At 70.7% G+C, this 24634-nt stretch carries 20 protein-coding genes; 8 read left to right on the forward strand and 12 right to left on the reverse strand.

Annotated elements, in window-relative coordinates:
• Window positions 1-326: 326 nt before the first annotated feature.
• The gene (locus tag OG689_RS43995; protein ID WP_266329172.1) at window positions 327-1196 is read right to left on the reverse strand and encodes a hypothetical protein; all 870 of its coding nucleotides are present in this window, start codon (window positions 1194-1196) and stop codon (window positions 327-329) included.
• Between the two features lie 270 nt (window positions 1197-1466).
• Here OG689_RS43995 and OG689_RS44000 point away from each other — a divergent pair, with 270 nt between their 5' ends.
• Window positions 1467-1709: a hypothetical protein gene (locus OG689_RS44000; protein ID WP_266329174.1), complete on the forward strand. Its 243-nt coding sequence runs from the start codon at window positions 1467-1469 to the stop codon at window positions 1707-1709.
• 151 nt (window positions 1710-1860) lie between these two features.
• Here the strand turns inward: OG689_RS44000 and OG689_RS44005 are convergent, their stop codons facing one another.
• On the reverse strand, window positions 1861-2784 hold the full coding sequence (locus OG689_RS44005) for a nucleotidyl transferase AbiEii/AbiGii toxin family protein (RefSeq protein ID WP_266329176.1): 924 nt from the start codon (window positions 2782-2784) through the stop codon (window positions 1861-1863).
• A 90-nt stretch (window positions 2785-2874) separates the two neighbouring features.
• Complete coding sequence (locus OG689_RS44010) at window positions 2875-4128, reverse strand: type IV toxin-antitoxin system AbiEi family antitoxin domain-containing protein (RefSeq protein ID WP_266329178.1); 1254 nt, start codon at window positions 4126-4128, stop codon at window positions 2875-2877.
• Between the two features lie 203 nt (window positions 4129-4331).
• Between OG689_RS44010 and OG689_RS44015 the strand changes: the two genes are divergently transcribed.
• Window positions 4332-4706, forward strand: coding sequence for a hypothetical protein (locus OG689_RS44015; protein WP_266329180.1), 375 nt, complete (start codon window positions 4332-4334; stop codon window positions 4704-4706).
• Window positions 4707-5416: 710 nt separating this feature from the next.
• Here OG689_RS44015 and OG689_RS44020 read toward each other — a convergent pair.
• From OG689_RS44020 to OG689_RS44050, 7 genes are all read right to left on the reverse strand, one after another.
• Window positions 5417-5857 carry a hypothetical protein gene (locus OG689_RS44020; protein ID WP_266329182.1) on the reverse strand — a complete coding sequence of 147 codons (441 nt, stop codon included), beginning with the start codon at window positions 5855-5857 and terminating at the stop codon, window positions 5417-5419.
• A gap of 532 nt (window positions 5858-6389) precedes the next feature.
• Window positions 6390-7658, reverse strand: coding sequence for a hypothetical protein (locus tag OG689_RS44025; protein WP_266329184.1), 1269 nt, complete (start codon window positions 7656-7658; stop codon window positions 6390-6392).
• 233 nt (window positions 7659-7891) lie between these two features.
• The gene (locus OG689_RS44030) at window positions 7892-8122 is read right to left on the reverse strand and encodes a hypothetical protein (RefSeq protein WP_266329186.1); all 231 of its coding nucleotides are present in this window, start codon (window positions 8120-8122) and stop codon (window positions 7892-7894) included.
• A 43-nt stretch (window positions 8123-8165) separates the two neighbouring features.
• Entirely contained in the window at window positions 8166-9353 is a 1188-nt protein-coding gene (locus OG689_RS44035) for a hypothetical protein (RefSeq protein ID WP_266329188.1), read from the reverse strand.
• An 867-nt stretch (window positions 9354-10220) separates the two neighbouring features.
• Window positions 10221-11129, reverse strand: a complete 909-nt coding sequence (locus OG689_RS44040) for a hypothetical protein (protein WP_266329190.1) — start codon at window positions 11127-11129, stop codon at window positions 10221-10223.
• A 498-nt stretch (window positions 11130-11627) separates the two neighbouring features.
• Window positions 11628-11960, reverse strand: a complete 333-nt coding sequence (locus tag OG689_RS44045; protein WP_266329192.1) for a hypothetical protein — start codon at window positions 11958-11960, stop codon at window positions 11628-11630.
• 12 nt (window positions 11961-11972) lie between these two features.
• Entirely contained in the window at window positions 11973-12371 is a 399-nt protein-coding gene (locus OG689_RS44050; protein ID WP_266329194.1) for a hypothetical protein, read from the reverse strand.
• 276 nt (window positions 12372-12647) lie between these two features.
• On the opposite strand from OG689_RS44050, the gene OG689_RS44055 reads away from it, so the two are divergent.
• The 3 genes from OG689_RS44055 (at window position 12648) to OG689_RS44065 (ending at window position 15823) form a co-directional block, all read left to right on the forward strand.
• Entirely contained in the window at window positions 12648-12887 is a 240-nt protein-coding gene (locus OG689_RS44055) for a hypothetical protein (protein WP_266329196.1), read from the forward strand.
• A 241-nt stretch (window positions 12888-13128) separates the two neighbouring features.
• Entirely contained in the window at window positions 13129-13854 is a 726-nt protein-coding gene (locus OG689_RS44060; RefSeq protein WP_266329198.1) for a hypothetical protein, read from the forward strand.
• A 145-nt stretch (window positions 13855-13999) separates the two neighbouring features.
• Complete coding sequence (locus OG689_RS44065) at window positions 14000-15823, forward strand: zeta toxin family protein (protein ID WP_266329200.1); 1824 nt, start codon at window positions 14000-14002, stop codon at window positions 15821-15823.
• On the opposite strand, the gene OG689_RS44070 is transcribed toward OG689_RS44065, so the two are convergent.
• Entirely contained in the window at window positions 15803-16093 is a 291-nt protein-coding gene (locus OG689_RS44070) for a hypothetical protein (RefSeq protein ID WP_266329202.1), read from the reverse strand. The two genes, OG689_RS44065 and OG689_RS44070, sit on opposite strands and share 21 nt — an antisense overlap.
• A 222-nt stretch (window positions 16094-16315) precedes the next feature.
• Between OG689_RS44070 and OG689_RS44075 the strand changes: the two genes are divergently transcribed.
• Complete coding sequence (locus OG689_RS44075) at window positions 16316-19003, forward strand: ATP/GTP-binding protein (RefSeq protein WP_266329204.1); 2688 nt, start codon at window positions 16316-16318, stop codon at window positions 19001-19003.
• 250 nt (window positions 19004-19253) lie between these two features.
• The gene (locus tag OG689_RS44080; protein WP_266329206.1) at window positions 19254-20948 is read left to right on the forward strand and encodes an IS1634 family transposase; all 1695 of its coding nucleotides are present in this window, start codon (window positions 19254-19256) and stop codon (window positions 20946-20948) included.
• Window positions 20949-21230: 282 nt separating this feature from the next.
• Here OG689_RS44080 and OG689_RS44085 read toward each other — a convergent pair whose 3' ends face one another.
• On the reverse strand, window positions 21231-21998 hold the full coding sequence (locus OG689_RS44085; protein ID WP_266329208.1) for a DUF3800 domain-containing protein: 768 nt from the start codon (window positions 21996-21998) through the stop codon (window positions 21231-21233).
• 464 nt (window positions 21999-22462) lie between these two features.
• Between OG689_RS44085 and OG689_RS44090 the strand changes: the two genes are divergently transcribed.
• Window positions 22463-24631, forward strand: a complete 2169-nt coding sequence (locus OG689_RS44090) for a hypothetical protein (RefSeq protein ID WP_266329210.1) — start codon at window positions 22463-22465, stop codon at window positions 24629-24631.
• Window positions 24632-24634: the final 3 nt, after the last annotated feature.

Genomic DNA, 24634 nt, shown 5'->3' on the forward strand with positions numbered 1-24634 from the left:
CCCGGAGGTTGCTTCGGAGGTTGCTCCGGGCGTTGCCTCGGGCGTTGCTCCGGAGGTTGCTTCGGAGGTTGCTTCGGGTTAGTGGCCTCGGCGGGGTGTTCTGGCTGGTCAGGGTGCGGGACAACCGGGGTGCGGGAGGGCCGACTACTTCTGTGGGAAGTAGTGCCCGCTCGGGTTCCGTACGCCCGTGGTGTTGGTGGAGTCGCGGGCCGCGGGCGGGGCCGGGCGGCCGGTGGGCGGCCCGGCCGGGCGGGCGGGCCGGCGGAGCGGCGGGCCGGGGCGGGGCGGGGCGGGGCGGGGCGTCGGGCGGGGCGTCGGGCGGGTGCTCAGCGCAGGCTCAGGCCCCGCTGGAAGGCGTTGACGACGGCCAGGGCGGCGAGTTGGGCGGTGGCGTGGCGCTGGGGGCGGTCGAGGAAGTCCAGGAGGTGGATGGGGTCGCCGGCGGGGCGCAGCAGGATGGCGGACCAGTGGGGGCCGGTGAGGCCGTATTCGACCCAGCCTTCGGGGTCGGGGAAGAGGCTGCGCAACTTGACGAGGTGGACGGTGGGGCGCTCGCCCAGGCTGCTCCAGGTGCGCAGTGTCCAGGTGGGGCCGGCTTGGGGCAGGGGGTGTTCGGTGTCGGTGGGGCCGTGGCGGTCGGTGGGCAGGGTGGGTGGGGGTGGTGGGGCGGTGGGGGTGTCGTCGAGGAGGGAGGCCCACTTCTCCCGGTTGGCCGGGGAGCGGTCCGGCCCGGCCTGGGCGGCTTGGGCGGCGCGGTGGGGTGTGGGAGGGCGGCTGGCGGGTGGAGTCGCGGCGCTGGCGGGCTGGGCGTGCTCGGCGTGGGCGAGGCGGGCCTGCTCCAGGAGGCGGTCGAGGACGGCGGGCCAGTCCTGGTGGAGGTCGGCGAGCAGCTGCTCGGCGTCGTCGGCGTCGCCGTGCTGCAGGGCGTCGAGGTAGAGGTGGACGTCGTCGGCGAGGGCCTCGGCGATGGCGGGCAGTTGCTCGCTCGGTGTGCCGGTGATGTTCGGCAGGACCATGTCGGCGGTGGCGGTGGCGGTGGCGGCGGCCGGTGGCGCGGTGCGCCGGCGCCGGTAGGCCGCGGACCGGCGGGCCGTGTCGCAGTAGGCCCGCGGGCGGCCCCGGCCGGAGGGCGGCAGGTGCTTGCCGCAGGCCGCGCGTCGCGGGGCCGGATCGGGGCCGTGCTGATCGGGGATCACCTGATCCAGCGTACGGCGGCACAAGGTCGTGACGGCCGGTTTCGTGATCCGTGACGCGGACCCGCAGCGCGGCCTCCCCACCTGGGCAAACGGGGGGTGGATGTCCTAGGACACAGGCCTGGGACAGCCCTTCGCCGTCACGAAAAGCAGCCGGGCGTGGCCGCGGGCGCCGGCTCGATGCCGTCCGGCCCGGGGCCGGTCCCGGGCCGGGCTGCGCGGCGATCCGCCAAGGTCGGTGCCTGACTGTAGGCCCGCGGCTACCGTCGGCTCATGACTATGGACTTTTCGCTGCTGGCCCGGGATCTGATCACTCGCACGGAGGCGGCCGTCGAGAGCGTCGCCCGCCTGGCGGTGGACACCGGGGTGACGTTCACCGTCGGCGACATCGTGGACGCGGTGGAGCGCGCACTGCCCGCCGACTACCCGTCACCGACGACGGGCGAGGTGACCCGGCGGGACACCATCGAGCAGACGGCGCTGGCCATCCTCAGCGGGGAGATGTACGAGGGCTGACGCCCCGGCCTGCGGCGGGCCCGGACGGGCGCCGGCTGGCGGGGCCGGGGTCGGTCGCGTACGGGCGCCCTGCTGGCCTCGCCGGGTCGGCAGGCTGGCGCTGTCCTTGACTTGGTGCTCCCCGTGGTCGACCCCGGCGGCGGTAGGCACGTCAGGCGTCGGGCGGCAGCCATTCGCCGAGGTGCGGGTCCCATCGGCCGATCGCCTCGTCGGTGAGCAGGGGAGTGACGAAGGCGTGGGCCGCGGCGGTGGCCGTTTCGAGGGTCCGGCATCCGTTGAGGCCGATGACGAGCGCTGCGGCCTGACGGTAGGCGGCTGCGGTCCACGTAGGGTCGGGGATCTCGAAGCGCTCGGCGGGCAGCTTGAGTTCGGTGCCGAGGTTCCGCCGGCGTTGCGCCTCGTTGTGCAGCACGACCCGGGCCGTCTTGCCGTCGATGGTTTCTTGCTGGCTCATCAGGAGGAGGTCGGCAAGGTCACGGAAGCGGTTGGAGGGGGCGCCGTTGTGGCGTTCGTACATCGCGCAGATCTTGTCGGCGATGTGGTCGAGCACCGGGTAGAGGCGGACGGTTGGCCATTCGTCCGGCCATTCCATGGGAACGGCAGGGCTCAGTGAGCGCAGCTCTGGTGTGCCGGCGAGGGGGCGGCCGACGACAACGTCGACCTTGATGTGTACGGCCTTGCGGGCGCCGACGTAGACGTCGAAGTGCTGGGCGCCGCCGCGCTGTCCGTCGGCGTGAGGCTCGTACTTGCCTGGGGTGAACTTGAGGAAGTCGTCGAGGTCCATGCCGGCGGCGGTGATGAGGGCTTGGCGGGCCTGCTCGGCGTCGCGGTCGGGGTCGAGGGACTGCAGGTCGATGTCCTGGCTGAGGCGGGCGTTGGCGTAGCGGACGAGGAGGGCCTGGCCTCCTTTGATCATCCAGCCGTCCGGGTCGTGGGTGAAGACCCGTGCTACGAGGCGGCTGAAGTAGAAGATCCGGATCAGGTCGGCGACGGGCATGCCCTGCTGCTTGGAGGTTTTGAGCGCGACGCTTTTCAGGGCGGTGTCGAAGTGCTTCGGGTGCGCGTACTTGCCCATGGGGTCTCCGTTCGCCGGGCTGTGCGCCGACTGTAGGCCCCATGTCGTTTGCGGTGCCGGGAAATATTACGTTTCGTCCCAGGAGGCCACCTACTGCTGGTCTTCGTCCGTGTCCGTCGGCTGCCCGTCGTGCCCCGCGGGGAGCGGGTTCGGGGCCTGCGCGAGAGCGTGGCGAATGAACTGCTGGCCTTCCAGTCCCTGCTGAAGCTGGAGGTCCCTGAGCGTGCTGTGCAGCCCGCTGTTCGAGGTGAGTTGCCGGACAGCCTCCGACAGAGCGGGGGAGGAGGAAAGAGTCTTGATCGCGTCCTGCACTACACCGCTGTTCGAGTAGTTGGTGAGCTGCCGAATGGACTCCCGCATGGCGGGAGAGATCAAGCTCGCCTGAACGTCGGCAAGGTTCCTGATCGCGTCCTGCACGCCCGAGGTGCCGAGCTGCCGAATGGACTCCCGCAGGGCAGGCGAGAGGACCAGGTTCCTGATCATGTCCCGCTCTGTCTGGCTGGACCCGCCGAGCTGCTGGAGAGTCCCCCGTCCGACAGCAGAGAGCGGCACGGCGCCGACCTGGTGGTCGGCCAGACGGGAGACCTCCCCGGAGACGAGATCGGGGTTATCGCGTGTGTGGCCGGGGTGTCCTGCGAGGAGCCAGCCGGCAACGATCCCGTCCTGGGTGGCCCGTGCGACTTCTTGGGAGTGGAGGTGGTCTCCGGCCTGGGCGACGAGGTGTTCCACCAGGGCGATGCCGTCGTTCTGCGGCAGTCCGTAGCGCTTGGCGAAGCGGGCCACGTGGGGGGCGAGACTCTGTGCGGAGACCAGGTCGCGGCGGTCGGCCTCTGCGATCACGCCGCCCACGTGGCCGCCGTCGGTGTGCTGGCGCAGCAGATCGACCACGGTGCGCGTGACGGTGGTGACGGGAAGCCCGTCGACCGTCACGACGTTGTCGGGTTCCAGGGCTGCGATGTGCAGTTTCACGAAGGGCTCGCGGGTGACCCTGCGGCGCGGCACGGTGAGTTCGACCTCGCCGGAGGGGATGTCGCCCAGGCCGTGGAGCAGGCAAGCGGAAGCGTGGGAGACCACGGCCGAGTCGGGGTCGTCCGCGCGCCGCTCCCATGCGGGAACAGCCGGCTGGAGGCGCAGCCAGGCCACCGCGATGTCCAGGTGGGCGGGGTAGCCGCTGCCGGTGAGCAGGTAGACGCCCCGGCTGATGCTCTCCAGCAGGCCTGCGTCGGTCAGTCGCTTCATGTGGACGCCGCTGAGGCCGGCCTTCTTGGCCTGGGCGGCGGTGATCAGCCCCCATTGCTGGGCGGCGATGTCTCCGATGGCCACCATCTGCTCCGCGCGGTTCATATCAACGAAAGTAACACCGACCTGAGCTGGACGACAGCGAAAGTTACCCTCAGGCGTAACTTTTGCTGCGCCCTCCTTTGCTTCCTGTGCAACAAACGCTGTAGTGGAGTGGGACCGTGACTTCCGCTCCGCCTGGTCGTTCGTTGATCATGAGCGCGCCCAGCATCTCCCCCGACCTTCTCCTCCCAGAACTGCGTCGGAGTGTGGACGACCTCCTGTGTGCCGAAAAGCTGCGCAGGAGCGCGGAGGAGGACTTCAGGGAGCAGCTGGGCCGGGCTGTTCGGGCCGGGGTGGGGATCCAGGCCATCACCGCCGAGGTGAACCGCTTGGCGGCCTTGCAGGTGGCCCCTGCGGTTCCGCCCCAGCGGGCTTCCGGTGATGCCCTCGGTGAGCAACTGGCTGCCTGCCGAACGAAGCGGGAGCAGGTCGAGGTTCTGTGCAGGCTCCGGATCCGGCCGGACGATCCGCGGACCCACAACGCCATTGCCGGGGCCTTGCTCGAAGAGCTGCTCGCCCACGGCATCCGGCTCGACCGCGGAGCGGCGAACCGCTACATCAAGCTCTTCCGGGACCTCTGAGCGCAGCACCGCTTGTACGGCCCGGCCGGGTGGGGCGGGCGGCCGGCCCCACCCGGTCAGGAATAGGCCGCCGGGGGCGGGGCTGGAAGGATCGGCGCAGCGGTGCGCGCCGCATCACCTGCCAGACGTGGCTGCGGCCGCCGGCTCGATGCCGTCCGGCATGACGACCGGTCCGGGCCGGCTCCGGGCAATGCCGGGCTGAGCCCGACCAGCCAAGTCGCTGGCTGACCGTGGGAGCCACAGCTACCGTCTGCTCATGATCATGGATGCTTCGCTGCTGGTCCGGGATCCAATCAGCCGCCGAGGGGTTGTCGGCATCCTCGGAACCGGCCATACAGGGCCCTGAACCGCCCTGATGGGCCCTTCCTGGCAGGTGATCCCGTCGGGCGCTCGTCGGAGGGCCTCCGGAACTTCCGACAGCCCCTGCCGGGCCGGGCACACCTTGATATCCGGTCCCAGCCCTGACCTAGCGACGGCCGGTCACTCCCCCGAGATCAGAATGGAGTCGTCGTAGTACCGGTCGCTCAGCTCGTCGAATGTCAGGGGGGCAGGTTCGGCCGTCAAGTGTCCTCCCGCGACCGTCGCTCCTGGCAGTACGCCCAAGCTTGGGAGAGACTCCACTGCCGTCCCAGCGTCTGGGTGCTTGGCATCTTGGCTCGGACCGAGCCGTCCAAGTAGTCCGGTCAAGTAGCTCATCAAGTCGGCCCTTCTTAGGCGTACGAGGCCGCCCCGAGTCCTCCTACGACCAAGGCTACGCCCAAGAAAACAACGGCTGCGGTGAGACAGTGCTTCTTGGGCTTGATCACGTAGTCCGACGTATAGCGGAAGAGTACCCCCACCGTTGTGAAGATGATCTCCTCGCTGCGTCCCGGCGGGTTGGCGAGGTGCGGCGTCATACCAGCCGGTGATATCGAGAATGTCCGCCGAGGGAAGGCTCGGCAGTACCACTTGGGTCGTTCCTGCCTGGCTGTGGGCTTCTTCGCAGGAACGACGAAGTCGATGAGCGAGAGCAAGATTGTGATCATGCTGAAGCCTAGAGCTGACATGGCAGCCAGCTTCCAGTTGGGCCCGGTCGTGACCTTGAGGCCTGTCACAGCTAAGACGGCTTCAAAGCCGAGCAGAGCAGCCGCAAGTGTGTTGAGCCCGGCCACAGCGGCGGTCTGGTGAGCTCGTTCCTGCAAAGCCACATCAAGGCACAGACTCCGAGACGGGTACTCCTCAACCGCCTGAAGTGGCTCAGCCTGCAGCACCTCAGGCGACCCACGGGCCCCTGGCGAATGCGCTCTCAACGCCCAAACCAACCAGGTAATAATCAGCGCCATCGGCAGGGCAAAGATTCCCCTTCTCACACTTCAATCATCCCGCCTCCAACCACGCCTCGCCCCCCGCCGCAGAAACACCCGCTTCCAAGCTCAGCCTGTGGGCGGCGCGGCCTCCCGGCCAGGGAAACGGAGACCGATTCGCAGTCTCCTGCCGTGTCGTGCCACGAAGCCGAACCGCCGACCAGCGCCCAGGTACGTCGCGGGACAATCAGCGGGCGAGTGCGCGCCGCACACCATTGCCCGCGGCGCGCACCGCCTTCACGTCACCGGCCGGGTCGGCGCGCGAGGCTGCGCCTGGCGGACGGTGCTGGCCGCCAGCTCCGGGCTCGCGTCGAGCGGCAGCACGGAGCCGGTCGGGGCGTCAGGTGCTCCGTAGGTCCAGGGCGGCCTGGAGCAGGGAGACGGCGTGCTGCGGGTCCTGGGAGAGCCAGGGCTCGCCGTCGGCGGCGTCGACGACCTGGCGCCCGTCGACGAACGTCCCCCAGCCACCTCCGTCGTCGGCGGCGGCGACCCAGCCCACCAGCCGGCGGTCCGGGCGCCGCACCGCGAACAGGCCCGGATCGGCGTCCCAGCCCTCCACCACCAGGTCGCTGTCGGACACGCTCCAGATGTCGCTAGGGGCGCCCAGGCCGCGGGCGAGCGGCGAGGTGGAGGTGCGCTCCTCGGCGAGCGCCAGGCGCAGCTGCTCGGGGACCTCGGCCACCACGGGCTCGGGTGCTGCACTGCGCAGCGGGCCGGCGGGCGCCGCGGTGGACGGCCGGGTCACGGTGCTGCGCGAGGGGCGGTCGGCGGTGAGCAGCAGCTGGTGCGCAACGCCGAGCAGGGGGCCGGGGGTTTCGACGCGCGGGGAAACGCTGGGCCCGGGGGCGGGAGCGAGGGCGGCGCGGTCCGGAACACCCCGGCCCGGGGTCGGGACGAGCGGCGGGACGACGCCGGCGCCGGGGCGATCGGCTTCGACGCGCGTCGGAACAAGGTCTGCGCCCGGCCCTGCTGTTACGACGCGCGTCGGAACAAGGTCGACGGCCGGTCCTGCCGATTCGACGCGCGTCGGAACAAGGTTCGCATCCGGCCCGGCCGGCGGTGCGGCGGGAGCGGTGCCGGCCGGTCCGACGGGTGCGGCCGGGCCGGGTGCGGCGGTCGCGGCGGCGCGCTCGACCCGGAGGCGGCCGGCGGTCATCTCGTGGCGCAGCACGTGGGCCTGGCGCAGCAGGCGCTGGGTGGCGCCGGTGACGGCGGCGTCCAGGCGTGCCAGGGCCTGGTTGCAGCGCGGGTCGTCGCCTTCGCCGCGCTGGGCCCGGTCGAGTTGTTGGAGGTAGCGGGCGGCGGCGCGCTGGACGGCGGCGGCGAGGTCCAGCAGTTCCTGCCGGCCGCCGTCGGCGTCGGCGGGGATTTCGACGCGCGAGGAAACAAGGGCGTCGGCGACGGCGTCCTGCTGGCCCTCGGCGCGGCGCCTGCGGTACGCCTTGGAGGAGCAGGACCTGGAGCAGTAGACGGGCCGGCGGCCGGGGCCGGAGGTACGCAGCGCGATGCCGCACTCCGGGCAGCCGGGCGTCTCCGGCGACGCTTTGATTCCTCGCGCGTCGATTCCACCGGTGGCCTTGATTCCGCGCGCGTCAAAACTCTGATCCATGATCAGGAGAGTAGCCGCACCCCCCGAACGCCGCCGCACGCGGCATCCGCCGGCCCGACCCTTCGCGGATGCGCAAGGCGGCCGGCCCGCACCATTGCGCAGCGCACCAACCGCCTGCGCAGGTCCGACCGGGCCGCCCTGCGCAGTCACCCTCCCCGGGTGCGGAAGCGGGCTACGGGCTGCGTGGCGATCCGCAACAGCACCCCGCCGACGGCGCCGCAGTGCGCGGTCGGTCAGCGGGTGGCTCCGGCGGCCGGGAAGGCGGCGCCGCCCGGGCCCAGGCGCCGGCGGCCGGCCTGCGGCTGGGCGCACTGCGGGGCGTCGTCCTTGTCGGCGGGGGCGGGCGGCTCCAGGAAGGGGGCGCGCTCCACCGGGAGCAGCCGCTCCCCGTCCTCGGCGGGCAGGGGGGCGTGGACGGGGGACGAGGAGAACGGGCTGTGCAGCGCGCGACGATCAGAACTCATGGTGATCAGTCTTCCAGCTCCGCCCGACTGGCCTGCTGCCCCGTCAGGCGGTCGGCTTCTGGGCGGGTACCACGGTGCTGGGCGCCTCTGCCGCTGGGTCGTCGGGAGTCTCCGTCCCGGTGGAGGCCGGACGAGCAGCCAGGATCTGTTCCTGCAAGGCGGCGAAGGCGCGGTCGGCGTAGGCGCGGATGCTGTCCCAGGCCGCTCCGTAGTCGCGGACGGGGAAGGCGAGGCCGAGGCTCTGGTAGGCCTCCAGCAGGTCGGCGTTGGGCTTGGTGTGGATGTTGGAGTTCCGCAGGACCCGGATCTGGTCGAGTGTGTGCACCGCCCGCTCGACGGCGGCCCGGTCGATCCCTGGCAGCGCCTTCGTGAGGTAGTCGGTGATCCGGCCGAGCGCGTGCGGCGGGTTCTTCTTCGGGATGTCGAGCCGTGCGAGGAGTTCATTGAGGGCCGAGAGACTTGCCAGGAACTCGGCCTCGGTCGCGACGTCCAGGACCAGGCGGCCCGATTGCTCCAGGGGCGGGCGCTCGACCAGCGGGCGCCGGATGACCAGCTCGCAGGTCACGTCGAAGAAGCCGATCGATCGCACCAGGGCCCGGGGGTCGGTGTAGGGCAGCTCGGCGGGGTGGTCCGCAGGGGTGAGGGCGGCGACCACCGCGGCGAGGTAGTCCTCCACCGTGTCGAAGTCCGCCTCGGGCAAAACCCCCAGCCTGCCAATCCCGTTACCTTCCCCCTGGTCTTGAAAACGAAGACCGGGCCACTCGCGGTCTGCAACACAGGCGATGGCTTCCCAGGGAATGAGCCCGGGATCCATTCCCGGCTGCCGGGCCACCACAGTGTCACGGAGTTCCCGCTCGGGAAGCTCACCCTCGAAGTCAAAAGGGTCCTGGAGGAACCAGTCCTGGGCCTTCGTCAAGGCACGCATGTATTCCAGCAGCACGCTGATGATCGGCGCTGCCTGGGAATCCCGGACATGGCGCAGTCCGGCGAGCGTCAGCCACACCGGGCCGTCCGTAGGGCGGGGGCGGAACATGTCTGCCGCCCGGTAGCCCGACTCCCCGCCCAGCGCCGGGAAGCTGTTCAGCACCGCCACGGCGTTGTGGCCGGCGCGTCGCATGACCAACTCGACGTAGCGGAAGGACGGGAACTTCTGAGCCTTGGCGAACTGCTCCCAGACCGTGTCCACCAGTAGCTGCTGCGGCTCGTCCAGCGGATCCATGAAGCTGCTCACACCATCTCCTACGTCGCATCAGGAGGGGCGAGCGTACTGCGGTCCCGAGCCGGACCGCACACCAATATGACCGGCGCTGGCGCCCAGGTCCAACGGGGAGTCGGGGCGGCGTGTCGCGGCGCGGCGAGGTGGTGGAGCGGGTGGGGGCGGGCAGGGTCTCGGCATGTCCGAGCGTCGAAACCGTCGTCGTAGCCGTGCCCGGGCCCTGGCCCTTCCCCTCGGCCTGGTGGGGCCGAGGGCCGTGCCGCAGGATCGCCCCGCGCGGCCAGCGCCGGGTCCAGCGTCGGTTGCTGCCGCGCCGCCGGGGGTGGGCGGCACCGTCGGGACCCGGGCGAGAGCGGTGGCGGCGGGGGGCTGCTGTGCGGTCGTGCGCAGCCGTGAGGTGCGTGAGGGCGGCGGCGTGATCATGTGGACGAGGCACGCTGCGGGGTGCCCGGTCTGGTCGGCCCGCTGAGCAAGCAGGGCGGCGCACGGGCGGGACCGGGCCGGCGAACACACTCGCCGGGCCCGGCGAGCGAACCTTCGGGGCCCTCTCCCTACGGTTCGCGCGGCGTCCGCCTCGCCCGGCGGACGCGTACCATCCCTGTCTGACCAGCGTACGACCCGACCCGGCTCCCGGCCGGACAAGCAGCCGGCCCGCGGCCGGCCCTCCCCGACCGCCTCCCCCTCGCGAACCACCCCCGCGGGCAGCACCCGGACGCCGGCGCAGCATCCGGGCCGACAGGTGCGGAACGGCAACCCGCTACCCCGCGACGGCCCGGTGGCGTTGCCGGCCACGTCGCCTTCAGCTGCTCTACCAGGGTCGGCAGGGCCGTGGCCGGAGTAGGGGGTGGCCGGGTCTGTGCTCACGCCGACCGGCACTGCTGTTCAAGCGCGAAAGGTTGCCGGCACGTCCTGGACCGGTCTCACTGGGGCTTCCCAGGCGAGCTTCCTTGCCCGGGTTGTGTACAGGTCGAAGGCGCTGAACGTCATGCGCAGCGCCGCCATTGTGAAGAGGACCAAGGCCGGTACGGAGCCAGTGAACTGGACTGTTGCTACTTTGCCGTCACTGCGAGCGGTCTCACGGTCAAGTACCGCGAGGGTGCCGGACAGATCCCCATGTGCCAGGGAGCTGCAAGCTTTCCAGAAGAGTCGGACGTGGGCATCGCCGATATGTGTCCCAGCGTCAGCGACCATGACTTCATACCCGGGGAACTTTAGGACGCGTCTCTGCGCCTGCAGTAGCTGATCAGGGGGCAGGCCAGCTGGGGTCAGGCCGGCTGCGGCCAACAAGCTGCGGATCTGCGCCCGACGGCTCTCAATGTTGGCCATGTGCTTGGGATCGGGGCCGGTCTCTGCGGAGATCGCTAGCACTTCGGCCAACTTCTGGCTGTTCACCAGGTCAGCAAGGTGCAAGGCCAGGACGCGCTTGATCCGGTCGTCCCGGCTCTTCGGTCCGAGCAGCCAGACCGCTCGTGCCGCGTTCTCCAGCGCGGCTCGGATAAGTGTGAATTGGGCATGGGTGTGGATCAGCACGTCTTGGCGGTTGTCCGCGCTGGAGCCTTTGATGCTGGAAGCCAGAGCCTGAAGGTGGTCGACGGCCACGACGAGGGCGAGGTGCGCGCTATGGGAGAGCCGATAAGGATGAGTCTTGGCGTCGTCGGCAGCCAGCGGGCTGGAATCCGCGACTTCCCAGCCGTCCCAATCAGTGGTGGTCCGCTCAGCCAGCTGTGCGACCTGGTCGAGCGTACGGACGAGCCGTTGGAGGTCTTCCTGTTCGTCCTGGTTTGCCGTCATACGGGGAGGCTAGTGGTCCTTAACCGCGAGGGCGACTGTTTTGTCAGGTGGGCCGAGCAGGCGGCTGACGGATGCAAAGAACAACGAGCATGGCCGGACTGCGGATCCGTTCCCGCCAGAAAGGGCGACTTCCCACAGGTTGGTGTTCTCGAACCCACCCGGACGCCCAGTTGGAACTACGACCAGGATCCGCAGCAACACCAGTGGCAGGATGGGCCGCCCAGCCAGTGGGCGGCGGCGCGCACGGGCGGACCGGGCCGGCGAACTCCTGGGTGCACACCCACGGCAACCTCGTCGGGGCTCGCCGGGCCCGGCGTGCAAACCTTCGGGACCCTCTCCATACGGTTCGCGCGGCGTCCGCCTCGCCCGCCGAAACGGGCTCCGCTGGCCCGCGGCTGACCCTCCCCGACCGCCTTCCCCCTCGCGTCCGGCCCCTGCGGGCAGCACGCGCACGCGCCAGCGCAGCGTCCGGGCCGACGGACGCGGGACGGAGACCCGCTACCCCGCGTCGACCGGCTCGGGGGTAGGCCCGGTGGCACGGAACAGCGCCACATCGGTCGCCGCCCAGCAGCCCTCCGCCAGCGCCCGCGCCATCGTCGGATGCCGGCGCACCGCCAGGACGGCCGCGTCGCGTGCCGCGCGCAGCTCGGCCAGGCGCTCGCGCTGCTCCGGCTCCCACATGGCGCGCACGTCCGTCTGCTCGGGGTCGGGGTACTGCTCCCGGCGCAGAGCCTCAACCTCGGCAACGTAGGCGTTGAGCTCGGCCCAGGCCGCGTCGCGGGCACGGCGCAGGGCCAGGAGGTCGGCGGGGATGGGCAGTGCGTCGGGCATGGGCTGATCCTCCTAGGTTCGGTGCGGGCCCGGCCCGCGGCGCGCGCCAGGCGTTCGGGTGTCGTCCCGGCCGGCCACCGGGGCGCCCTGGCGGCCAGCCGCGACGGCGGCCTGGGCCGTGGGTGCGGGGTGGAGCAGGACCGCCGGGCGCAAGCTCCACGGGGTGTGGAGGACCCAGGCGGCGCCGTAGGCACCGGGGCTCCAGCGGACGTGGCCGGCCCAGCCGAGCGGCAGTCGGCGCCAGGCACTCAAAACGCCCGGCCGCCAGGTGCCGTTCACCCGCACCTCCACGACCCGCCACAGCGGCGGCCCGTGGTCCGGCACCCCGGCCACCGCCACGTCCGGCAGCAGCCGGGCGGCCAGCTGCGGCGCGCATTCCGGCGGCGGGATCGGACGAGGACGGGACGACACCCCCCATTATCGAACACAAGTTCGAAACGATGCAAGATCCGGCCTGCTCACGAGGGGGTTGACTCGCCAATTCCCGCGTGTACCCTCCGCCGGCCCGCCCGCCCGGACGGCGCCCGTCACGGCCCCGGAAACCGGCGGCCGGACCCCCTTGACCCGCGCTCCCACGCCCGTACCGTCCAGCACCGCGGACCCCAGGAGAAGACCCGCGGCGCTTGTCCCGCCGCCCGCCTCCTGTGCCCGGACCGCCCACCGCGCGACCACACCAGGAGGACCACCATGACCAGGACGACGCCGCCCTCCACCGGCGGCAGCAGCACCCCGGCGCGGCCGGCCGAGGACGACACCACCGGCCCGGCGACCCCAGGGGCGGGGACGGGAGAGCGGTCCGTGCCGGCCTGGCTGGACCCGCGGCACACCACCGGCGCCCTGATCGTCGGCACCGTCACCCGGACGACCAGCCGGATCCTCGCACCGAAGCTCCTGGCCCTGTGGGAGCTGCTGCGCGACCGGGAATAGCCGAAACGAACCTGGGGCGGCCCCGAAGTCGTAAGACCCCTAGGCCGCCCCACGGACAGGCGAACGTGCCGGGCCGTCACCGACGCCCCGGAGGCCCTTCCCCGGCGGTGCCGTACGCGACCGGACCGGCGGACATGGCCGCCCGGTCCGGGCAGTGGAGAACACGCGCCAGACTGACGTCCTGTCACGCCATACAGAGATCTGGTTTGACCGTACAAAACAGCGGTGACACGATACGGCTATGACTTACAAGCCAGACAACGACCACCTGCCGGAGCCTGGCTGGCTGCCGAACGGGCACCTGCTGGGAATGGCCCGGCTGGAGGATGCCCGAGGAGCGGAGCCGGGGCAGCACGTCCGTCACGCCGCCCGCCTCGTGGAACAGGCGAACCAACTCCTGGCCCAGGCCGTTGTGGCCGACCGGGCCCGCGGCAACTCCTGGGACGAGATCGGAGCGGCCCTCGGTGTAACCCGGTCGACGGCCCACGGCCGGTACGGCACGACGTACCGGCGCTGGGCCAAACACCCGGTGGCCGGGGTCGACCAGGTCGCGGAGGCTGTCTGGGAGCTAGACCAGCTCTGGGACGGAATCCAGGAACTTGCGGCAGAGCATGGCCTACAGGTGAACATCCCCGGTGCCCACCAGCCGTCCGAGACCTCCGCCGTCACCTTTGCCGGCCACACCGACCGCGAGGCGGAGCAGCACGACGTCGTCGTGCACCGCCCCGACGGCAAGCCCATCTTCATGGTGCAGCTCAAGCACCAGACCAATCCCTCCGCTGCCCTGACGGACGTCTGGCGGGCCCACCACGAACTCGCCGTCCCGTGGCCGGCGCCCGCGGTGAGCCCACAGGATGAGCGCCTGGCAGCGCTTGAGGCTCGCGTCAGGCGCATCGAGGACGAGATGGAACACCACGGCACCCAACAGGCTGCCGCGGAACGCTGCCACCGGCACACCGACGGGTAGCCGCCGGGAGATCAGGGGGCGTTGTTCCCTGCCCGCCCGACCGCCCGCGGGCGGTCCTTCAAGTGCCCGAGCGCCGTCCGCACGGCCTCGTCCCCGCCCCAGCGAAAACCGATCAGGAGCAACTCGTGCCCGCCCAGGAGTACCGGTGAGAGAACGGGACGTCGTCCCGGCGGCTCTCTCCGACACCGAGAGCCGCCAGATCCTGGACCGGGTGATCCTTCCGGCCGGAACCGGAGGCACCACCCCGCAAGAGCGGCCTGTCGTCGTCTTCGTCGCCGGCCAGCCTGGCAGCGGGAAGACCACGCTCGCCGACCTCGTACAGGCGTCCCTCGCCGCACGAGGCGGTGCCGTGCGCATCGCCGGCGACCTGTACAAGACCGCGCACCCCCGCTATGCCGCGCTTCTCGCGGAGAACCCCCGGACAGCCGGGGTGAAGGTCCGCCCCGACACCCGCCGCTGGCAGGCCGCCACGGAGTCACACGCCCGGGAGCACCGCTTCGACGCCGTCGTCGAAACGGCCCTGACTGACCCGGACGAGGCCCGCGCTGCGGCCGCCAACTGGCGGCGGGCCGGCTACCGGATCGAGGTCGCGGTCCTGGCCGTCCCCGAAGCGTGGAGCCAGCTCGGCGTCATGGACCGCTACCTGGACCAGGCCCACGCCGCGGGCGGGCGCTACGTGTCGTGGGAGAACCACGACGACTGCGCGGCCTCGTTGGTCACCACCCTCGCTGTCGTCGAGGCGGAGCAGCTCGCCGACCGCGTCACCGTCCTGCGGCGCGGCGCCGAGGCGCTCTACTCCAACGACCTCACCCCCGACGGGCACTGGCGGCGCCCGACTGGCGCGGCCGCCACCGTCGCCGCCGAGCACGTCCGCTGGTGGAACGCCCGGGAAAGCGCGCAGTTCCGCCTCCAGCTGGCCACCGCCGACCGCCGTAGCCACGCCGGTCTGCTCCAGGCCGACCATGCTCTGGCGGTCACCCGCGACGCCGAGCGGGCCTTCGCTCTCTCGGAGCCGGTGCGCCGGATCGCGCAGCCACGCCGGGAGCCTCCGGGTGTCGACTACCACCGCCTCTCCGAGCGCGAGCACCGCTGGTTCTTCGAGAACGTGGTCGTCCCCGACCTCGGGGAGATCATCCCTCGGGAGCAACCCGTGGTGGTGTTCGTGGTGGGTCAGCCTGGTGCCGGCAAGACCGATGTCGCCAGTGACGTGAAGGCGAACATGCGGGCGGGGGCGACCCAGCTGGTGGGCGACGACTTCAAGGATGTTCACCCCGACTATCGGCAGCTGCTGCGGGAGAACCCTCGCGGCGCGGGCGAGGCGATCCGCGCGGACTACCGTGCCTGGCTCACCGCCGCCGAGGCCTACGTCCGCGAGCACCGCGGCGACGTGGTCATCGAGATGGCGCCCGGCAGCGCGAACAGCCTTCTGCGCCGTGCCGAGGTGTTTCACCGGGACGGTTACCGCGTCGAGCTGGTGGTCCTGGCCGTGCGGGCGGCCGACAGCCGGCAGGGCACCGCGCTGCGCTATGTACGGGCCCTGGCGAAAGGGCGCTCCGCCCGGTTCACGTCTGCCGCCGGGCACGATGTGTGCTTCTGCGCGGTGGCTGAGGGGCTTCAGGTCGCCCAGGGTCACCCGGCAGTGGACTCGGTGCTGGTCGTCGACCGGGACGGCGTGGCTCTTGGCGACCCGTCGGGCGGTGCAGGCGGCCGGTCGGGCGCGGCGGAGAGGCTGGCGGCCGAGCGGGTGCGGCCCTACACGCAGGAGGAAGCCTCGTGCTTCCTCGCTCGCCACCGGGCGCTGTACAAGGCGCTGTCCCGGCACCGGGAGGAGCTGGAGCAGATCATGACGATGGCCAGGCCATTGATGCGTACCGATGTGCCGGGTCCCGGGCCGAAGGCCCTGGCCGGTCCGCAGGACGTCACCGTGTCCGCGCCGGCGGAGGCCTGTTCAGGTCGTCAAGTCCTGTAGGAGCGCGGCGTAGGCGGTGGCAATCTGCTCCGCCTCCTGCGGGCCGGCAGCCCGCACACGGGCCAGATCGCCGTGCACGGCCCGGCGTGCGGCCTTCAGCTCCTCGATGCGGAGCGTATCGGGCTCAGTGCGCCTGATCTCCACGAGGAGTTGCTCGGCGTACCAGGCGAGAACCTCTCGCACCATGTCCAGAGCGTGCTGCCTCTCACCACCGTGCCCCGCGAGGTCGGAGAAGTCGGAAGGATCCGGCGGTCGTCGCTGGTCGGACACGCCTCCCCCTCTCGATCCGAAGAATGCGCGCCGTTCCTATTGCGCGCGCAATTGCCTGCATGAATGTTTACACACGGTCGCAGCCGTGTGTAAGTCAGCGCCCCGCACGGGCTTCACGCAGGTCAGGGACCCTACATCGCTGGTCCCGCTGCTGCGGACCTCTCGGTCGCGATACCGTCCGGACGTAAGTAGGTGACTGGTGATCAACAACGTGGGGGCGTCGTGGCTGGCCGTGACCTGAGGGCTCTGTTCAGCTCGAACGACCGTCAGCTGGGCGCGGACGAGGCGTTCACCAACCGCCAGGGCCAGTGGCAGGCCGTCGCGGCCTCCCTCACCGGGCACCTGCGGCGCACCAGCGACCCGAGCTTCGACGTGGAGGACCTGGAGGCGCCCCGCCGCAACGTCCTCGGCTTCCACGGCGTCGGCGGCATCGGCAAGACGACGCTGTCGCGCAAGCTGGAGGCCGCCCTCACCGACGCCGGCCAGCGGCCCGCGCAGTGGGGCGAGCCCACCTGGCCACAGAGCCGGATCCTGCCGGTGCGCATCGACCTCGCCCGCTCCGCCGGCACCGACTTCGAACAGATCGTCCTCACGATCCGCCTCGCCCTCGCCGACCTCGCACGCCCCCTGCCGGCCTTCGACATCGCACTGCGCCGCTACTGGGAGCACCAGCACCCCGGTGAGAGCCTGGAGGAGTACCTGCGGCGCAGCTCGCTGGCGAGCCGGTTCGGCAAGGCGCTGCCGCAGCAGATGCAGTCCGCGCTGGGTGACGTAGCCCAGGCGCTGCTGCTGCCCGGGACCGTCGGGACGGCCCTGGGGCAGGTGACCGGCACGCTGGTGCGGGCCCTGCGCGAGCGGCGGCAGTCCGTGCGGGCGCTGGCCGGGTGCGTGCGGCTGGCGGACCTGCTGGAGGCCGAGCCGGACCTGGACGCGCTCTCCTACTACCCGCACCTGCTGGCGTGGGAACTCGCACAGCTGCCCGAGGGCAAGCGGCTCACCCCGGTGATCCTGCTGGACACCTTCGAGGACACCGGCGACCGCACCCACCGCGACCTGGAGCGCCTGATCCAGCGCGTGGTGTGGCTGATGCCGAACGCGTTGTTCGTCATCACCGGCCGCAACCGCCTGCAGTGGGCGGACGACGCCCTGCAGGGCCAGCTCGACTTCACCGGCCCCGCTGCCTGGCCGGCCCTCGCCGCGCCCGCCGTCCCGCACGCCCGCCCCGCCACGACCCTGGTCCCGCCCGGTGACGGTGGCGGGCAGGTACTGATCGGGGACTTCTCCGCCGAGGACTGCGACGACTACCTCGCGCGCCGCCTGGTGCGTGACGGCCAGGCGCTCATCGCACCCGAGCTGCGCGCCGTCATCACCGCCCGCTCGCACGGCCTGCCGCTGTTCCTGGACCTCTCGGTGATGCGCTTCCTGGAACTGCGCCGCACCGGCCGCACCCCGGCCCCCGCCGACTTCGACCACGACTTCCCCGCCCTCATCGCCCGGACCCTGCAGGACCTCACCGCGGAGGAGCGGCACGTCCTGCGCTCTGTCACCCTGCTGGATGCCTTCGACATCCCCCTCGCCACCCGGGCCGCTGGCCTCGCCCACGACGCGGCCGCCCAGCGGCTGACCGAGCGGCCGTTCATCGGCGAGAACACCTTCGGCCTGTGGCCCTTCCACCTGCACGCCCTCATCCGCTCCACCATCCGTGGCGCCGACGACCAGGCGGACGACCGCTGGTCGCAGCGCGACTGGCGCCGCGCGGCCGAGCGAGCCTTCGCCGGCCTCGGCGAGCAGTGGACCTCCAGCACTGTGCAAGACCGGATGCTGCTCATCGGTTGCCTGCGCCAGGGCCTGCGCCTGGCCCGCGACTTCCGCCTCAACCTCGGCTGGCTCTCCGAGGCGACCTGGCGCTACATCGGCGACTCCGTGTGGGAACCCCTCGCCCCGCCCGAGCCCCCCGGCCCGGACACCCCGGCGCTGCGCACGCCGGCCGACGCGCTGGTCGAGGCCCTCAGCGCCCTGGCCCGCCGCCAGCACGAACACCGTGAGCGCACCGCCGCGCGCCTGGGCGCCGTCGTCGACACCCACCTGCTGCCGCCCGACCTGCACGACATGACCGTCTACTACCTCGCCAAGGCACAACGCGACCTCGGCCTCAGCGACGCCTCCCGCCAGGGCATGCAGCACGTCGCCGCCGGCCAGGGCCGGCTCGCACCCGCCGCACGCCGCGGGCTCGCCCACCTCGCCCGCCTGGCCGGCGACTTCCCGACCGCCCTCACCACCGCCCTCACCCTCGGCTGGGCCGGACGCCACCACCGCGTGGAGGGCGACGTGTGGTGGGTCCAGGGCGCCATGGACCGCGCCGCGGCAGCCTACGAGAACGCCCGTCTGGAGGCCGAGCAGCACAACGTCGCCGGGGAGCGCGCCACCGCCCAGGCCCAGCGTGCTTTCGCCCTCGCCTTCACCGACCCGCGGCAGGCCGACGACGAACTCCATCTCGCCGAGCAGCTGCTCACCGGACTCGACCTGCGCGCCACCACCCTCACCACCCGGATCGCCGCCCTCATCCGCGACGCCGGCACCGCTGGCCAGGACGTAGAAGACCGGGCCGCCCTCCTGCGTACCGAGAGCGTCACGGCTGGCATCGTCGCCGCCCAGGCAGCCCTGGAACTCGCCCTCGCCTTCCACCACGCCGTCCGCGACGACCAGCACCAGCTCGCCGCCGCGACTGAACGCCTGCGGGAACTCAGCTCAGGCGGCGACTACGCCTACTACACCGACATCACCCACTACATGGCCGGCCTCCCCCTCGACACCCCCTCCAGCGCCAGGTGGCTCGACGGCCCCGAGACCACCCGGCACCACTGGCACACCCTGGTCACCGAACGACGCGCCTACGTTCGCGGACACTGACCGCCACCCCAGGGCCCTTCGTCGCCAAGCTGCCACCGGACGTCGGGTTACCGAAAGACCCCGCCGCCCCAACCACTCCTTGCCGTTCCCAGGTCCTGAGTTCCGCAGTTCGTGGGCACGTACGGGCTTGCCGGGCGGTGTCGGTGCAGGTCACGGTGTTGCCCGTGAAGTTGGGTCAGCGGAACATGTGGGCACACGTTTTCTGAAGTGAGGGTTGAATCCTCCTGGGAAGATCGTTCATGCTGTGGGCATGTACTTGCGGACCACCCAGCGGAAGAAGAAGGACGGGACGGCGGTCCGCTACGTGCAGCTCGCGCACAACCACCGCGTGGGCGGCAGCACTCAGGCCGAGGTGCTGCACAACTTCGGCCGCGAGGACCAGCTCGACACCGACGGTCTGCGCCGCCTGGTCACCTCGATCAACCGCTACCTCGGCGAGGGCGGTGACGCGGCGGCACCGGTGGTCGGCGGCGGCCTGCAGGTGACCGGCTCGCGTCCCCTGGGAGCGGTCTGGCTGCTGCAGGGCCTGTGGCGGCAGTTGGACATCGACGCCGCACTCACGAAGATCCTGGGCCCGCGCCGGTTCCGCACCGACGTCGAGCGCGTGCTGTTCGCCCTGGTCGCCAACCGCGCCGTCGCCCCGGCCTCGAAGCTCTCGGCCGCCGAGTGGGCCGGCCGCGACGCGGCGATACCGGGCCTGCAGGCGATGGACGAGGACCAGGCCTACCGGGCGATGGACCTGCTGGTGGAGGCCGACGCCCAGGCCGAGGTCCAGGAAGCGGTGTTCTTCGCGGTCGCGAACCTCCTCAACCTCGAAGTCGACCTGCTGTTCTTCGACACCACCAACACCTACTTCGAACGCGACGAGCCCGACGCGGGCGAGAACCCGTTCCGCACTTACGGCAAGAGCAAGGACCACCGCGACGACCTGCCGCAGATCACCATCGGCCTGGCCGTCACCAAGGAGGGCGTGCCGGTTCGCTGCTGGTGCTGGCCCGGTGGCACCAGCGACCAGGCGATCCTGCCGCAGGTCAAGGACGACATGCGCGACTGGAAGCTGGGACGGGTGATCACCGTGGTGGACCGCGGCTTCTCCAGCGCGGACAACCTGGCCTACCTCACCCGCGCCGGCGGCCACTTCATCGCCGGGATGCGCATGCGCGACGGCAACGACCTCGCCGAGGCCGCCCTCGCCCGCCAGGGCCGCTACCAGAGCGTTCGCGACAACCTGCGGGTCAAGGAGGTCAAGCTCGACCAGGCCCCTGGTCGACGCTTCGTCATCTGCCACAACCCCGCTCAGGAGGAACGCGACCGCCACCACCGCGAGGAGGCGATCACCCGCATCGAGGCCGAACTGGAGCGCATCCGCACCCAGCGCGAACGCGACGCCAAACGCCTGACCACCGCGAAGGCCCGCGAACGCGCGGAGGCCACGCACGTGCGTGCCGAATGCGCACTGATCGAACACCCCACCTTGAAGCGGTGGTTGAGGACGTCGAAGAGCGGACGCCTGGCGATCGACCGTGCCAAGGTCAAGGCCGAGGGACGCCTGGACGGCAAGTACCTGCTGACCAGCTCCGACCCGCACCTGACCGCCGAGGAGATCGCGGTCGGCTACAAGGCGCTCCTGGAAGCGGAGCGCGGATTCCGCGACCTGAAGACGGTGCTGGAACTTCGGCCGGTCTTCCACCGCCTCGAACACCGCATCCGCGCGCACGTGCTGCTCTGCTGGCTCGCCCTGCTGCTGATCCGCGTCGCGGAACGCCGCACCGGTCAGACCTGGAACCGGATCAGCACCGAACTGAGCCGCGTCCACGAGGTCACCCTCACCGGCGACGCCGGACAGCTGACCCAGACCACCCCGCTCACCAGCGAGCAGGCCACGATCTACCGCGACTGCGGCATCCAACCGCCACCCCGGATCACCGCCGCAGACCCCGCCTGACCAGCCACAACGCAACCGCGTGGGCACACGCCCACCCGGCCACATTCCGCATGTTCCCGCAGCTCAGCCCCCATATCGGCCGCCTCCGCATGCCTACCAACTGCGGAAGTCAGGCAGGTGTTTCTGGGCGTTCCTGGGCGTTTCTGGGCGTTGCTTGCCATCGCTAGCACCATCGGCGATGATTGACAGGCAAGGTCCCATGCGTTCGTTTGAGAACGCCCAGGGGATCTTGCACCTCGTGGGCCCCCGGTTCTCCGGGGGTTTCTGCGTTTCTGAGAGGCCTCAGGCTCCCGACGGCGGCGTCTTCCAGACAATGCCCTCACCAGCGGGATCGCCGAGCCAGCGCTCGGCAAGACGGCGGTAGGACCGTGACATCAGCCCAATCGGCGTGATTTTGGGCCAGAGAGTCGCATCGCCGCAGGCCAGGTGATGGAAAGCGGCGTAGGCGACCATGTCAGCCGCCTGGATGAGCTGGCTGTAGGCACTGTCCTGCATCACCGGGTCCTCCAGAACCCGTCGTGAGGCCAAGGGAAGCCCCCTGTGCGTACCCCGGTAGGGTGCCGCGTTGCGGACAGCCTGCCGCCAGGCGTCCGCTGCCTCCTCCGCGCTCAGGCTGTCGGTGTCGGCGGGACCGGGGTTACCGTCCAGAACCACCATGACGTGGGTATCCTGCGCGGCAGCCCACTCCTCAAGGTGCTCGACAAAGCAGGCATAGACATCGGGCAGGACCTTGGTCCGGCATGCCACCGTCGTGACGATCAGGTTCTCGCACCGTGCCAGGCGCTTGAGCAGCATCTCGTGCGCGGCGATCCGGCTCTTGCTGTGGAAGTTGGCTTCCTGCTCGGGAGTGGGGCAGTACCGTCCCCGTCCCTTGACGAGCTTCACCGCGTGGAGCTCCGCGTTCTTGGGGACGCCCCAGAGCGCCTCGACGTCCCGGCGCCCCTCCAGCCAGCCGTGGAGGAGATCACCCCAGCCGGCCGCCGGAACAAGCAGCCCGGTCAGGGTACGGACGCTGTCCGTTCCCGAATCATCCACGTAGCACAAGTACACCGTCGGAATATACGGTCTACCCCTCCACCGCAGCCAACCTCCTCCCCTTCTCGCTCCTCAGGCCCACCACAGCGGTCCAGCACTGGCAGCGAACGAGCGTCAGGTGCCCTCGCCGGGGTGCAGGAGAACAGCGGGCCCGCAGGCTCCACGGGGTGTAGAGGACCCACGCGACGCGGTACCGGCCCGGCGACCACCGGACATGCCGGCCAGCCCAGCGGTAGACGCCGCCACACGCTCAGCACTCCCGGCGTCCAGAAGCCCTTCACCTGCACCTCCACCACTTGCCGAACCGGCAGGCCGTGATCGGACACGCCCGCGACCGCGACGTCCAGCAGCAGCCGCGCGCCCAGTCCGCCAACCAGGCCCGGGACAGGCTGCACGCCATAAGCAACGCCACCTGAGATGGCAAGTTGATGCGGGTGGCACGCCTACTCGTGTCGCCCAGCTGTGACAAGGTGACGGCCATGAATCCTGGCGATGAGACAAGCTATGGAGCGGTGTTCACGGCTGCGGTACGCCCAGGCCGCGCCGTCTACCTGATCGGCGAGGGCAGTACTTCTGGCTTCCGTCGCGCCGTACAGGAGGCCAGCACACGATGGGCGGGTGCGTGCGAAGTCATCGTCGAGATTCGACCCGACGGTTCCATGAGCGACGAACATCGACGGGCGGTGGAACTGTCCGGCCCGGACGGCGCGGTGAACGTCGACGCACCGCAGGACGCCAGCACGATGGCTGCGAGCACGCTCGGGCTCGACCTCATCTCCATCGACCAGATCGACTCTGACGGTTGGACATCCTTCTCCTGCCCGCCGGCCTGGCTCGGACAGCCACCGACTGTCGACGGTTCCAACGGCCACGTGATCGCGTCAGCGGACGGCAGTCTGTGGGAAGTAGCTGCGGCAGGTGACCTGAGTGCCGAACGGGAGAGCGAGCTGCGATGGGACACACTCGCGATCCGACGTCCGTCCTCGACCGGGGAAATCGGCCAGGCACAGCTATGGCAGCACACCCTGTTGGACCGGACTGTGGCCCACTTCAGCGAGCACACGGCGACGGGAGGTGTTTCGGACGGCCCGACCATCCTGTGGCTCACCAGCGAGGGGGGTGAACTCGCCGACTGCCTCGGCTTTTGGAACGTGCGGGCTTTGCGGCCACTGCGCTTCGGAACGGTGCCGATGTACCTGCTGCCCGCGACGGGCCTGAAGGACTGGGTCGGGTTCCCTGAGCAACTGGCCGATCAGCTGCGGCGGCCGGAGGAGATCTCGCTGGACGTGCTGGTGGCAAGCCGTACCCTCGGCCCGGAGGTCCTGGACGAAGTTGCTGAGTACTTCGGTCTTGAGGAGAGTGCCGAGACAGACTTCCAGGCCGTCGTGAGGTTCCCGCCGGGTGACCGAATGCGGACCGCACCGTTCAGCTACCGGAAGTCCATGGGCACCACCAGATTCTCTGCTTTCACGCGGACCTACGGCGAGACGACCCAGGTGGATGTGCCGGTGGTTCGGGAAAAAATCACCTTGCGGTTCCCCAGCCCGGTCCCGTTCACGGCATGGGTCGACGTACTGGTCGGTGTCACCTGTGAGCCGTTCGCAGCCTTCCCCAAACGGGACTCTGTGGCCAAACTCGTCGACAAGAAAGCCCGTTGGCGCAATGAGGCCATCGAGGTAGCGACCTCGATGAGACGCGAAGTCCGAATCGAGCTCAACGTGCCGACCCTTGCCACCGTGGCGAACACCCTGCTCGTGGAGCAAGCGGAACGCCATGAGACCTCGGAGAAGGGCGCTGTAGGGGTGGGCCTCATGGATGAGACCAGCATGGCGGCGCTCGGCGAGGCCGGCGTTCTGGAGACAATCCAGAAGCTCACTACTCCGCGGACCAGCCACATGGTGAGGGCGCTGGAGCGCTTGCGCGGCAAGGAGGATCCGCTCAGCGATGCCGAGCGGGAGTTCGCCGCCCGCTGGGGTGGACGAAGCGAGCGCGTCTTCAAGTCCGCGGCCAAGCTCGGGCACGGAACCGTAGAGGCGGCGTCCGCCGCCCTGGAACGTCTCGCGGATGTCGGGTGGGCTGAGCGCGGGCTGGAGATCAAGTGCGGCGCCTGCGGCATCACCACCTTCCTCCCGCTGTCCGGGGTCCCGGAGCGCGGGGCGGCCCGATGCCCCGGATGCGGCACGCTCGGCGGCTACACAGGCGCTGGCCAAGGCCCGTCGCTGGTGTACCGGCTCGACTCCCGAATCGACCGCGCCAGCGACCAGGGAGTCCTGCCTCATCTGCTGACCATCGCCGCTCTGCAGCGCCGCTACACCCGCAGCTGGTTCCTGCCCGGCGTGGACCTGTGGTTTCCCGGGAAGACGAACAAGATGGAGGCGGACCTTTTCGGAATCGCCGACGCGAAGGTCATCACCGGCGAGGTCAAAGCCAGCGGCGAGGAGTTCACCAAGCCGGGCCAGATCGAGAAGGATGTCAGCATCGCCGTCAACCTCGGCGCCGATCTCTACGTCATGGCCGCCATAACCACCATCCCTGAGGCAGCGCAGGAGGCCGCCAAAGTGCTGTGCCAGGAGCATGGGGTGGACATCCTCGTACTGGGACCGATGGAGCTCCGAGCCCAGACTTCGGGCAGAGCATCTGCGTCGTGAACC

Source organism: Kitasatospora sp. NBC_00240 (assembly GCF_026342405.1).
Lineage (GTDB): Bacteria > Actinomycetota > Actinomycetes > Streptomycetales > Streptomycetaceae > Kitasatospora.